General features: G+C 53.5%; 12 protein-coding genes. 5 read left to right on the top strand and 7 right to left on the bottom strand.

The annotated features are described in order from the left end of the window. The first annotated feature begins 288 nt into the window (after positions 1-288). Positions 289-1587, top strand: coding sequence for an O-acetylhomoserine aminocarboxypropyltransferase/cysteine synthase family protein (locus B3K89_RS02135; RefSeq protein WP_293891435.1), 1299 nt, complete (start codon positions 289-291; stop codon positions 1585-1587). Further along, positions 1578-2501, top strand: a complete 924-nt coding sequence (locus tag B3K89_RS02130; RefSeq protein WP_293891433.1) for a homoserine O-succinyltransferase — start codon at positions 1578-1580, stop codon at positions 2499-2501. Before B3K89_RS02135 ends, B3K89_RS02130 begins: the two co-directional genes overlap by 10 nt. Here B3K89_RS02130 and B3K89_RS02125 read toward each other — a convergent pair. Genes B3K89_RS02125 through B3K89_RS02115 form a run of 3 tightly spaced genes read right to left on the bottom strand, consistent with a single transcriptional unit; the run spans position 2462 to position 4694 of the window. Then, positions 2462-3169 (bottom strand): MTAP family purine nucleoside phosphorylase, encoded by a 708-nt coding sequence (locus B3K89_RS02125; RefSeq protein WP_293891430.1) that lies wholly within the window; start codon positions 3167-3169, stop codon positions 2462-2464. The two genes, B3K89_RS02130 and B3K89_RS02125, sit on opposite strands and share 40 nt — an antisense overlap. Beyond that, the gene (locus B3K89_RS02120; protein ID WP_293891427.1) at positions 3166-4185 is read right to left on the bottom strand and encodes a translation initiation factor 2; all 1020 of its coding nucleotides are present in this window, start codon (positions 4183-4185) and stop codon (positions 3166-3168) included. The genes B3K89_RS02125 and B3K89_RS02120 overlap by 4 nt, the downstream gene beginning before the upstream one ends. Beyond that, complete coding sequence (locus B3K89_RS02115; RefSeq protein WP_293891424.1) at positions 4185-4694, bottom strand: nucleoside deaminase; 510 nt, start codon at positions 4692-4694, stop codon at positions 4185-4187. The genes B3K89_RS02120 and B3K89_RS02115 overlap by 1 nt, the downstream gene beginning before the upstream one ends. A gap of 228 nt (positions 4695-4922) precedes the next feature. Here B3K89_RS02115 and B3K89_RS02110 point away from each other — a divergent pair, with 228 nt between their 5' ends. Then, complete coding sequence (locus B3K89_RS02110) at positions 4923-6179, top strand: FKBP-type peptidyl-prolyl cis-trans isomerase N-terminal domain-containing protein (protein WP_293891421.1); 1257 nt, start codon at positions 4923-4925, stop codon at positions 6177-6179. Positions 6180-6274: 95 nt separating this feature from the next. Then, positions 6275-6931 (top strand): GntR family transcriptional regulator, encoded by a 657-nt coding sequence (locus B3K89_RS02105; protein WP_293891418.1) that lies wholly within the window; start codon positions 6275-6277, stop codon positions 6929-6931. On the opposite strand, the gene B3K89_RS02100 is transcribed toward B3K89_RS02105, so the two are convergent. Next, positions 6906-7295, bottom strand: a complete 390-nt coding sequence (locus B3K89_RS02100; protein WP_293891415.1) for a hypothetical protein — start codon at positions 7293-7295, stop codon at positions 6906-6908. The genes B3K89_RS02105 and B3K89_RS02100 overlap by 26 nt on opposite strands. Then, positions 7295-7936: an AAA family ATPase gene (locus tag B3K89_RS02095; RefSeq protein WP_293891412.1), complete on the bottom strand. Its 642-nt coding sequence runs from the start codon at positions 7934-7936 to the stop codon at positions 7295-7297. The genes B3K89_RS02100 and B3K89_RS02095 overlap by 1 nt, the downstream gene beginning before the upstream one ends. A gap of 109 nt (positions 7937-8045) precedes the next feature. Here B3K89_RS02095 and B3K89_RS02090 point away from each other — a divergent pair, with 109 nt between their 5' ends. Next, complete coding sequence (locus tag B3K89_RS02090) at positions 8046-8909, top strand: hypothetical protein (protein ID WP_293891409.1); 864 nt, start codon at positions 8046-8048, stop codon at positions 8907-8909. Here the strand turns inward: B3K89_RS02090 and B3K89_RS02085 are convergent. Together B3K89_RS02085 and B3K89_RS02080 are read right to left on the bottom strand one after the other, a co-directional pair. Continuing rightward, a complete protein-coding gene (locus B3K89_RS02085) occupies positions 8906-10612 on the bottom strand; it encodes a cyclase family protein (protein ID WP_345907000.1) in 1707 nt (568 codons plus the stop codon). The genes B3K89_RS02090 and B3K89_RS02085 overlap by 4 nt on opposite strands. Further along, positions 10609-11370 carry a DNA-3-methyladenine glycosylase family protein gene (locus B3K89_RS02080; RefSeq protein ID WP_293891403.1) on the bottom strand — a complete coding sequence of 254 codons (762 nt, stop codon included), beginning with the start codon at positions 11368-11370 and terminating at the stop codon, positions 10609-10611. Before B3K89_RS02080 ends, B3K89_RS02085 begins: the two co-directional genes overlap by 4 nt. Between the last annotated feature and the right edge of the window lie 41 nt (positions 11371-11411).

Here is an 11411-nt window from a genome sequence, read left to right as displayed (position 1 = left end):
ATCAAAACTACTTGACTCATCAATGCATCAAATTTATACTACTGCAAAATCCAGCCTTTCGGTAGGATATTTTTCTTGGAGGAGGCACACCATGATGCAGATGCAAAGCGCAACTGAATCTTCAGATCCCATGATGTGCCGTACGGCTCTCGCCTAAAAACTTCAAGGAAATTCCATGAAACAAGCAAAACATCCTCGCTGTGGCTCGGTAGTCGACCACATGTGACGCTCTTGGTCTCATCAAACCCACGAACATACGTTCGTGCATTCTTATACCAGGAGATATTTATGACTACCCATCGTTTTGAAACAATCGCCCTCCATGCAGGCCAGGAAAGACCCGACAGCGCAACCGGGGCAAGAGCCGTACCGATTTACCAGACAACCAGTTTTGTTTTTGACAACTGCGCCCATGCCGAGGCCCGCTTCAATCTTTCCGAACCCGGCAATATCTACAGCAGATTGACAAACCCCACACAGGAGGCCTTTGAGAAGCGTATTGCAGCGCTTGAAGGAGGTGTAGCGGCTCTGGCCGTTGCCAGTGGATCGGCAGCGATTACATACAGCCTGCTCAACCTTGCAAAAGCCGGTGATCACCTTGTTTCAGCCTCCACCATCTATGGAGGCACCTACAACCTGCTCTCCCACACCCTCACCGAGTGGGGCATCACCACCACATTCGTGGATGTCTCGAATCTTGATGAAGTGGAAAAAGCCATCACCGATCACACCAAGGCTCTGTTCGTAGAGACCATAGGGAACCCCAATGCGACCTTGTGCGATCTGGAAGAATTAGGGCTCATCGCACACCGACACGGCATACCGTTGGTGGTGGACAACACCTTTGCCACGCCGTATCTGGTACGTCCCATCGAACTGGGTGCCGACATCATCGTCCATTCGGCAACCAAATTCATCGGCGGCCATGGTACAAGCCTTGGGGGAGTCATCATCGACAGCGGAAATTTCGACTGGCTCTCAAGCGGCAGGTTCCCCTCGCTCACCGAGCCGAATCCCAGCTACCATGGGATCAGCTTCACCCAGGCATGCGGTCGTGCAGCCTGGATCACCAAGGCCAGGGCCGTCATCCTTCGCGATACCGGATCCTGCCTGTCGCCTTTCCACTCATTCTTGTTTCTCCAAGGCCTTGAAACCCTCGCCTTGCGAGTCGCCCGCCATGCAGAGAATACAGAAAAAGTGGTCGCCTTCCTGTCCGGCCATCCCTGTGTCGCAACAGTGAGGCATCCGTTGCTCTCGGATAATCCCTACCATGAGCTGTACAAACGCTACTTCCCCAAGGGGGGTATCAGCATCTTCACCTTCGACATCAAGGGAACCGAAGAACAAGCCAGAGCTTTCATCGACTCTCTGAGGCTTTTCAGCCTGCTTGCGAACGTTGCCGATGTGAAATCACTGGTGATTCATCCTGCGACCACGACGCACTCTCAACTTTCGGCAGAAGAGCAGGCAAGAGCGGGAATACTGGGTACAACCATCCGCCTCTCCATCGGGTGCGAGCATGCACAGGACCTTATCGACGACCTGGCCCAAGCCTTTGATGCGATAGGAGGCAAATCATGCCGGTAACCATACCCCGGGACCTGCCCGCCGCCGAAGTACTGAAGCAGGAGAACATTTTCTTCATGACCAAAGAACAGGCCATCCATCAGGACATCAGGCCGTTGCAAGTAGTCCTGCTCAACCTCATGCCGAACAAGATTCGTACGGAGCAACAGTTTCTCAGGCTGCTGGGCAATACAGCCTTGCAAGTGGAGCTGACATTCCTGACTACCGCAACGTATCAAAGCAAGCATACGCCACGTTCCTATTTGCAGACATTTTATCAGACATTCGACCAAATTCGGGATCGCTGCTTCGATGCCTTGATCATTACCGGCAGCCCGGTTGAGACCCTCGCTTTTGAAGAAGTGGCTTACTGGCAGGAACTCACAGAAATCCTCAGTTGGGCTGATGAGCGCGTGTATTCGTCTTTCTTTGTCTGTTGGGCGGCCCAAGCCGCCCTGTACCATCACTATGGCATAGGGAAAATTCTCCTGCCTAAAAAGCTTTCGGGAGTGTACAGCCACACCGTGCGTCAGAAAAACCACCCGTTGGTCCGAGGCTTCGATGACCGATTTTGGGCACCCCACTCGCGCAATACGGCCGTGGACGAGTCAAGGCTGTCCCTCGAACACGACCTTGTGGTGCTCTCCGACTCCGAGGAGGCTGGATTATACCTGGTTGTCAGTCAGGACGGGCGGAAAGTCTTTGTGACCGGCCACAGCGAATACGATGAGTTGACGTTGCACGATGAATACCAACGAGACCTTGCAGCAGGCCTCTCTTTAGAGCAGCCGTCACATTATTACCAAGGTGAAGAGGTACAGGTGCGCTGGCGGGGCCACGCACACCTTTTGTTCAGCAATTGGCTGAACTACCACGTGTACCAGAGCACGCCGTATCAGTTGGAACAGCTGAGCAAAGTCTTGCAGCACAGCTGAGTCATCTCTTCCTTCAAGACGGCTGTCTCAGCATCGCCGATGAAGCTGACATTCGCCTGTCCGACTCCTGCAGCCCAGTTGATACTGTATGCCAGAGCCAGACAGCGGATGCCTGCCTCCTTGAGCAGCGACACCTCGGAGGCCAATGTCATCCCGACCACATCACAGCCCAGCCGTCCGTACAGACGGATTTCCGCCTTCGTCTCAAGCCGGGGGCCGTTGGTGCACACATACACTCCTGCGTCCTTGATGTGTGGTGCAAGAATATTCATCCGCTCTCTCAACGAGGCGTCAAACACGTCGTCCATTGCACAGTGCCGCACCCCGCTGGCCCCCCCGTTAAAGAAGGTATGTTCTCGCGAGCCTCCGGTACAGTCTACAAAGTCTGAAACAATACCGATTTCTCCCGGGCTCAAGGCTTGGGAAATGGACCCCACTGCATAGATGCCGATCGCCTCATCGACTCCCAAGTCCTTGAGGGCTGCAACATTTGCCCGATAGTTGATCAAATGGGGCGGCAGAGAGTGGGATGAGCCGTGGCGGGGAAGAAAGACCAGTTGATTGGTGATAAACAGCTCAACCTCGCCGTACCGTGTTTGCACCATGCTTCGTTTCAGGCTGAGGCCGTCCAACGTATCGACTCCGGTTCCACCAATGATTGCTTTCATGGAAAGTACCTCTTCACGTGCTCCGGCTCAAGGATGCCTTTGGGAGTAACCAAGGCAGTCACCAATTCGGAGGGGATGATATCAAAGGCCGGGTAGAGGGCCCCGATGGAATCCAAGGTGGTGGGAGAGCCCATGCACCGGGTGACTTCCGAAGGGGACCGCATTTCCATCGTCACATCCGCGCCGCCCTGCTTGGTCGGGTCGGGAGAGATGCTGAATGCGTAGTAGGGTACGTTGTAGTACCGTGCTGCGATTGCATTGCTCAAGGTTCCCACCTTGTTTACCACCGTCCCGTCCATGCAGAGCAGATCGACTGCGGTCATGTACATATCCACCTTCCCGGCTTGAAGAAAGGAGGCACCCATACCATCGGTAATGACTTGCACCTCAATGCCCATCTCTTTGAGACTGGGGGCGGTGAGGCGGGAGCCTTGCAGATACGGCCTGGTCTCATTGGCCAGGACCCGTACGTGCTTGCCGCTTTCCTTGGCATAGGCAAGGGAGAGCAGAAAGGTATGCTCGGCAAAACAGGTGGTGAGCACCACCGAATCCTGCTTCAGCAGGGTGCTTCCCATCCTTCCCATCTGATGATACAGCCTGTCATAGCCTTCAAGCATGAGGTCCACCTGCGTCTGCACGGCATGATCAAGGGCCTCAAGGTCCGAGGCAGAATCCTTGACCGCTGCAAGCAGGCTTTGCAAGGCACGTTGCATGGTTGTATTGGTCGGCCTTGCGGCCATAAGCTGCTTCGCAGCATCCGCAAGGGTCGCAAAGCCGCCTCTCAGCTCTCCGCTTTGCATCAGTCGCGTTACCCATACCATGGTCTGCAAGGCGACTTCAAGTGGTCCTCCCCCCTGCGTCACCATCGCACGCAAGGATTCGGCGACCTGATCGACACTGCTGCAGACCTCGAATCGTTTCTCAAAGGGGAAGGCTCTTCGATCACCGATAAGAAGGTGCTTGCCTTCCAGGCGGCAGATATTCTCATGTTGGAGCAGATAGGGAAGCGTAATCATCAGTGCACCCAGAATGAAAGATGGTCGGCGACAATGGCTTTCTCGAGCTCCTTGTCGTCGGTCGGGCCAACCACCTCGATGTCCTTCTGCCCATGGGCGAGCACCTCATGACTGGGAAGGTCGAATGTTGGATTCTGCTCATCGGCTCCGGTAAGCTCAAGCAGCCTGGCTTCGGTGATGCCGAATACGAGACGACGGACATTGGTCCAGTACAGAGCTCCGGTGCACATCACACAGGGCTCTGCATTGGTGTAGAGTGTACAGGTTGCAAGAAAGGAAGGGTCGTAGAGCTTGCATGCCTTGAAGAGCAACAGGGTTTCCGCATGCATTGCAGAGCCTCCTTCCTCATAGCTGTTCTCTTGTTCAAGCAGGATGTTGCCGTCCTTGTCGGCCAGCAATGCCCCGAAGGGGTGATTCCCCTTGCGTTTCGCCTCACCTGCGATGCGAACCGTCTCATATAAAAGCCGTATGTCCTGTGCATTGGGAATACTTCGGGTAATGGCAGCCATGATCTCTGTTCTCCTCGTTGTTTGGTAACCCTAGCATGCAATGTTTTATTTGGCAATGATGTGCAAGTTCACAAAACTACAAGAATAGACCTATCTGATGATAATGTAGTACAATAAGGAATATAGTCGACGCAAGCTTGAGAAATTGAGCATTGACGTTTGACTTCAGAGAACGTACAGTATGAAGAAGTTGCTAGAGAAGCAACCACCCTACAAAAAGGAATGACTATGAATAAGAGTAATCGAACAAAGGTGGTCGTGACCCTGTTGGCCATGATCCTCATTTCTGCAAGCCTCTTCGCGATGGGTATGAAAGAGAGTGATCCGGCCGCAGTAACCGTACGCATCCTCACCACGATGAATCAGAATGGCCAGGTAACGCTGTTGGCCAGAAGCGCCGATAATCAGGATATTACGTTCCAGGCAGGATCCTATACTGATGCAAGTTATCCTATCGCCAGCCTTGTAGCAGGAGATTACATTGAAGTAGTCCTTGACAACAACAACAAGGCCATGAACATCCGCTATATCAACCCCTTGGTGGCACTGGGTGTGCTGCCCTATTCCATCAGCACTGAACGAGCAACCGAGCTTGAGAGCCTGACCGACCGTTTCAGCTACACCTACGGGTATCTGTTGATCCAGTCATTCTCCGCACAGGGGCTGTTCTTCGATGCAGGCTACTACGTAAAGGGAGCACTCGACGGGTACAAGGACTCGATGAGCGAAGTCCCCCAAGGGTACTTCACCCTCGAAGAGTTGTTTACCAATGTCAATGATTATCAGGAGAAGGTCTGGAATGCCGGTCTTGCCAAAACCGACTACGGAAAGAGCTATGCAAGCATCAGCGAAGTCTCCGCTCTCCCAAAGCCGGAGGACTTGTCCGATGCCTTCAGCTATACCTACGGCTACCTGCTCGCCCTCAACATGGCAGGTCAGGGAATCACCGTCAATGGTGACTTGTACGCCCAGGGAGCTTTGGATTATGCTTGTGACAATCAATTGTTGATGAACTATGCCGAGATGCAGGTTGCTTTTACCGAATATCAGCAGATTCTGGAAGAGGAATACCAGAAATGGATTGCTGAAATCGCCGTCACCAACCTTGCAGAAGCAGAAGCCTTCCTTGCACAGAATGCAGCCAACGAGGGAGTCGTCACCACGGCCAGCGGACTGCAGTACCAGGTGCTTACCCCCGCCGCCGGTGTCAAGCCGACTCTTGCCGATACGGTGGAAGTCAATTACCAACTGCAGCTTATCGACGGCACCTTGGTCGAGAGTTCCTATGATATGGGCCAGACTGCACATTTCCCGGTAAGCGGCTTGATCGAGGGTTTCACCGAAGCATTGCTCACCATGAACACCGGCAGTGTTCTCAGAACCTGGATTCACCCCGGCCTTGGCTATGGTGAAATGGGAACTGAAACCATTCTTCCCAATTCCTTGTTGATTTTCGACATTGAGCTTGTTGGAATCGACAAATAACCATTCGTACCAGCATACTTGGCCGCAGCATCAGCATGCGGCCATTTTTATGCATGCGCTAGGCATACATGATTGGTTTGGCTATACTACCGGTGATGGACACACCGACAAAAAACCAACTGATAGATTCAATCTACAACCATCTCAAGCGCCAAATCCGCCAAGGCTTGCTGCCCAACGGCGCCAAGCTTTCCGAAAACACCCTTGCAAAAGAGTTCTCCTGCTCACGCACCCCGGTCAGGGAGGCGCTCAAGCGTCTGGAGCAGGACGGATTTGTGGTGATCATCGCCCACAGCGGAAGCTATGTCAAAGACATAACGATGGTCGATTACCAGCAATTGACCGAGGTGCGGGCGTATTTGGAAGCGCTTGCCATCCGTCTTGCTTGTGAAAACGGAGCCGACCCCGCCATTTTGGATCAGATTCTCGATCGTATGGATGCACTCAAAAACGCAGGCAAAGCCTTTGATGTACAGACATTCAGCACCCTGCACTACCAGTTCCACCTGGAGCTGGTCAAACTGGCCGGCAACAACTTGCTCACCCTCACCTACAGCCGCTTGAATCTCAGTGAAGCCGCCCTGTTGTTCGCCCAGAGCATAAACGATCGAGGAATTGCGAAAACGCAGGCCGAGCACCGCCGTCTTGTCGATGCCATCAGGGCGCGGGACGAAAAAGAGGGAGAGCGTTTTATGCTCTCCCACCTCTGGCGTAAACGAGATCGGTTCAAAGCTCGGACTCAGGCAATTTGAAAATCACCTTCTTGACCGCACAGGCCCCATTGAGCACCTGTTGATGACGATAGGTCTCGCCTTTTGCAACCAACACAAATGATCCGGTAGTCAGATGTGCCACCACCAAAGGCTGCTTCTTGTCCTGCAGGCTGATCAGTTCCTCACCCTCAAGTACGACATGCAACTGCCGCTCTCCAGCGCGTTGAAGGCTGCCCTCATTGCCGGTCACATACGAGAGTACCTCATAGCCAAGGCCGTCGACGCTATGCTGTCCTGCAACATCCTCATAGGGGAGACTGCGGTCCATGATGTCGATAACCGCTTGTATATGAGGATGCAGAGGACGATACCACTCAAGGTTGTCCAAGAGGTCGATCAGCATCAAATCACCTGGCCCTTGTGGGCTTCCCACAGTTTCTCAAATTCGATGATCTGCTGTACACACCCCTCGATACCCAGCATTCCGCTGTCAAGACTCAAATCGTAGGTACGGCACATGCCCCACTTGCGGTCGCTGTAGTAGTTGTAGAAATTCGCGCGCTGCTTGTCCGCCTTCAGGCACACGTCCTCCGCCTTGTTCTGCGGTACTTCATAGACCCGGACCGCCCGTTCAACACGGTCTTTCAGTTCTGCGTGGATGAAGACGTTCAGCACATTGTCCATGTCCCTGAGTATGTAGTCGGCACAGCGGCCGACGATGACACAGGGGCCTTCTGACGCAAGGCGCTTGATGGTCTTGCTCTGGATGAGGAACAGCTGGTCGTTGAGCGGCATCTCAGTTACTCCCAACGCCCCGCTGGCCATGGGATAGTTGCCCATCACCAACGAGTAGAAGATGCTGCTGGTGGCTTTCTCATCCGCATTCGCGAACAGGGCCTCGCTCAGTCCGCTGTCGCGTGCACTGATGGCGATGAGCTCCTTGTCATAGAAGGGTATGCCAAGCTTCTCCGCCAGGGTTTTCCCTACCTGTCTGCCTCCGCTTCCGAACTGTCTGCCGATCGTAAACACTACGTTTGTACTCATATGCAGGTTCCTCCACTGCTTGTAGTATAGCACAGGGGACCTTGGTATGGGCAATGGAACTTGCAACAAGGTTGAAGTTGCCGTACGATGCCTGTAAGGGAGAAACTGCATGATTACCTTGCAAAACAATAATCTCGTAATGGAAATTTCAGAGGTGGGTGCCGAGATTCACTCACTGTACAACACACAGACGGCCGTCCAGTACGTGTATGATGGCAATCCTACCTTCTGGGCGCGTCACACCCCGCTGCTCTTTCCGGTCACCGGGCCGCTTGCAAACGGAACGATCAAGGCCAAGGGCAGCACCTATGCCATGCCGGTCAACGGCTTCGCCCGTGATGTACGCTTCACATCCATCGAGACAAAGCAGCATGAGGCTTCATTCGTCCTGTACAGTGACGATCGGACCCGGGTCTTCTATCCATTCGAGTTCAGCCTCACGGTCACTCACACCCTCTTGGACAACGGCTACACCAGCTCTGCAGTCATCAAGGCACAAGAAGATCTCTTTTGCACGTTCGGCTGGCACCCGGCATTCAGCTTGGCCATGAACGGGCCCGATGCAAAATTGCAATCGTACTATGTGGAATTTGAAACACCTGAAAGCGTCGACCGTCTCTACCCGGTCAACGGAATTTTCACCAAGCAAGCAGATTTCTTACGAGATCAGACCATTCTTGAACTAAGCAGGGAGGAGCTGGACAAGGGACCGATCGTACTCAACGGCTTGAAGAGCCGCCATGTCGGGCTGAAAAGCAAGGACGGCAACAGGGGCGTGATTGTAGACCGAGGCGAGCTTCCGACCTTGGTCATCTGGACCAAGGAGAAAGTCGAAGCCCCCTATGTCTGCGTCGAGCCGATGTACAGCTTCCAGGATGCAGGCAGAAATCCCGAACTTTCCGAGATGGAAGGCATGCTGCACCTCAAGGCGGGAGAGAGTAGAACATTTTCCAATACGTTTACCGTATTCTAACCTTCATAGGTTGCCACAACCCGGGCAGGTGAGCCATCAGCATGCACAAATGAGAGCGGCAGGGCGGTCAGCTGCACGGTTTTGTGGAGTATCTGCTCCAAGTTTGCCAGATTCTCAAGTATCAAGGCATTACGGCCAAGGATGGCGTGATGAATGGGCAGCGAGAGGTCTCCGGGCCTGTCACAATTCGCTGTGTCAAAGCCGAACATCCGAATCCCCCGTTCCAGAAGATAGGTTGTCGTCCCGCCTGTCAGATAGGCATTGCCTCTTGTATAGAAAAGAATGGCATCACAGTCAGGTTCGACAGACGACACCATCTCGATGGTGATATCACCTTCCATGGAACAGTCCAGCACACAGGCAGTGGCAAAAAAGCGTGAAACAGGAATTTCATCCAAATACATACCGTTGGGCAACACATGGGCGGGACTGTCCATATGGGTTGCTGAATGCGAACCGAATTGCAGGTGTGTCAACCGCCAGCCCTCTTTTTCCATGGTATGGAACGGTGAAATCACAACCGTAGGATCGCCGGCATACCCGATTTGGCCGTTTTCAAGCGGCTTGGAAAGATCGAGATGACAACGCTTTGCCTGCGATTTTTTTTGGGCGTACAGACTATGACTGAAGGCTTTGCGCGCCGTCTCATGAACTATCCGGGCGAAGTCCCCGCTCCCCTCTCCAAACTTCTTCAAAGGGGCCTGCAATCGATAGACCAAATCATTGGCGGCATCGACGGCAAGGCTTTGCAACTCACCAACCGTCGACCGATACAGGATGTATTGCTCAACCTTTTCACAGGCCGCCTCAATGAGATGCAGGGCTTTTTGTTTCTCACGTTCCCGTTCTGGCAGCTCGACAGCCAAGTCTTCCATGCAAAAGACACCCTCGATCAAGGGATCGATGTCCCTCACCGGTGCCAAATCGATAAGGAGATGGACTCCTGCTACCTGATCCTTTGTCAAGGTATACTCCATACCCTTGGTTGCACTGATTACAACATGGCAAAGAGATAGATAGGAGAAGCGCTGCTCATAGGGTACAGCCACAACCTTGGGAGGAACAATATAGTCAGCCTTCTGCTCATCACGGATAGTCATGTAGACAACAAACCCGTGTTGGACCAAATGGGAGGCGACCGAGCGTGCAAGGGCGCTGCTTCCTATGACAAGAACCGGCTGGCTCTCATGGCCTGCTATCAGGGAGAGAACGCCTTCGGCTATGCTCTGGTCCACTACCTGCAGGTCAAACCGTGTCTGGACCTGCTTTGCAACGGTGACCACCTCCCGTACCACATACGAAAGCAGGCTCGATGCACACCCTGCCGACAGAGATCGTTCATACGCTTGCTGCAGCTGGCTGATGATTTGGTCTTCGCCGAAGAGCGGACTCTCCAGCCCGCAGGCGAGGGAGAAGCAATGCATAAGAAGCGCATCGGTTGAGATGCTGTAGGTCTCATGCATCCAGGCAAGAGGCGGCAGCGAAAGACTGCGCAGCAACGGTTCAATGGTTTCGCTCTTCGGCTGTTCGCACCACAGTTCAATGCGGTCGCAGGTGGCCAACAGCAGAACGGACTTGCCCTGCGTCTGCTTCTTGATTTTTACACACGCTTCGCGAAGCCTGCTTTCCTCAAAGCTGAACTGTTCTTGTACATCAGGACCGAGGTGGTCGAATCGCAGGCCGACAATGGTGAGGGGAATCACGGCAGGCCTCCTTGGGTGCGCTCATAGTGAAACAGGTATTGCTGGGCCAACGCTGCATAGGGAGCGAAATAGGATGCATCACGACCTGGATAGTGCTTCTTCATCACCTTGAGCATCCAGGTATCGAGGGGGAAAGCCTGCTGGCGATGATAGGCAAACGCCAAAACACAGGAGGCCACCTTCGCCCCTACTCCCCGTATGGTTTGCAAGGCTCTCAATGCCTCGTCGTCGTTCAGGCCGGGAATGCCGGAAAGTACTTCATGGTTCTGGATGGCATCCAGCAGATAAGGGGCGCGAAAGCCCATGCCCAGGCTCCTCAAATCCCTCTCGCTGATACCCAGCAGTTCTTGAGGACGGGGAAACGCATACCAAGATCCTTCAACATGGCTTCCCAGCTCCTTGGACAGCCGTTCGTACATGCTTCGGATGCGCTTGATGTTGTTGTTCTGGCTGAGCAGAAAAGCCATCAGGACCTCCCATGGATCCTGATTGAGGATATGCAAACCCTTGCATGTCTTGATCGCCCGAGCAAGATGAACATCGAGGGAAGCCAGATATGCCTCGGCCTTCCCGTACTCCCAGTCCATGTCAAAATAACGGCGCAACGCTGCATGCTTCTCCAGCATGGAATCAAAGCTCTCTTCGGAAAAGCTGACCAGATTCTTGTCGACAACCGCCTCATAGACACCATTCTGCTTCACCCAAGCAAACGTCTGTCCTGAGAATAGGGTTGAATCCAGATGAATGGGCGTGATCATGTGGCTACTGTAGCAAAGCGCTGAAGCTATTGCAAGCAAAG

Origin of the sequence: Sphaerochaeta sp. UBA5849 (genome assembly GCA_002432715.1) — a bacterium.
In the GTDB taxonomy this organism is placed as follows: Bacteria; Spirochaetota; Spirochaetia; order Sphaerochaetales; family Sphaerochaetaceae; genus Sphaerochaeta.
This window is presented reverse-complemented; position numbering and strand designations above follow the sequence as displayed.

Coding starts and splice junctions, on each gene's coding strand:
- B3K89_RS02125 (WP_293891430.1), bottom strand. CDS start 3,169: ATGAAAGCAATCATTGGTGGAACCGGAGTCGATACGTTGGACGGCCTC.
- B3K89_RS02105 (WP_293891418.1), top strand. CDS start 6,275: ATGGACACACCGACAAAAAACCAACTGATAGATTCAATCTACAACCAT.
- B3K89_RS02080 (WP_293891403.1), bottom strand. CDS start 11,370: ATGATCACGCCCATTCATCTGGATTCAACCCTATTCTCAGGACAGACG.
- B3K89_RS02110 (WP_293891421.1), top strand. CDS start 4,923: ATGAATAAGAGTAATCGAACAAAGGTGGTCGTGACCCTGTTGGCCATG.
- B3K89_RS02120 (WP_293891427.1), bottom strand. CDS start 4,185: ATGATTACGCTTCCCTATCTGCTCCAACATGAGAATATCTGCCGCCTG.
- B3K89_RS02095 (WP_293891412.1), bottom strand. CDS start 7,936: ATGAGTACAAACGTAGTGTTTACGATCGGCAGACAGTTCGGAAGCGGA.
- B3K89_RS02135 (WP_293891435.1), top strand. CDS start 289: ATGACTACCCATCGTTTTGAAACAATCGCCCTCCATGCAGGCCAGGAA.
- B3K89_RS02100 (WP_293891415.1), bottom strand. CDS start 7,295: ATGCTGATCGACCTCTTGGACAACCTTGAGTGGTATCGTCCTCTGCAT.
- B3K89_RS02130 (WP_293891433.1), top strand. CDS start 1,578: ATGCCGGTAACCATACCCCGGGACCTGCCCGCCGCCGAAGTACTGAAG.
- B3K89_RS02115 (WP_293891424.1), bottom strand. CDS start 4,694: ATGGCTGCCATTACCCGAAGTATTCCCAATGCACAGGACATACGGCTT.
- B3K89_RS02090 (WP_293891409.1), top strand. CDS start 8,046: ATGATTACCTTGCAAAACAATAATCTCGTAATGGAAATTTCAGAGGTG.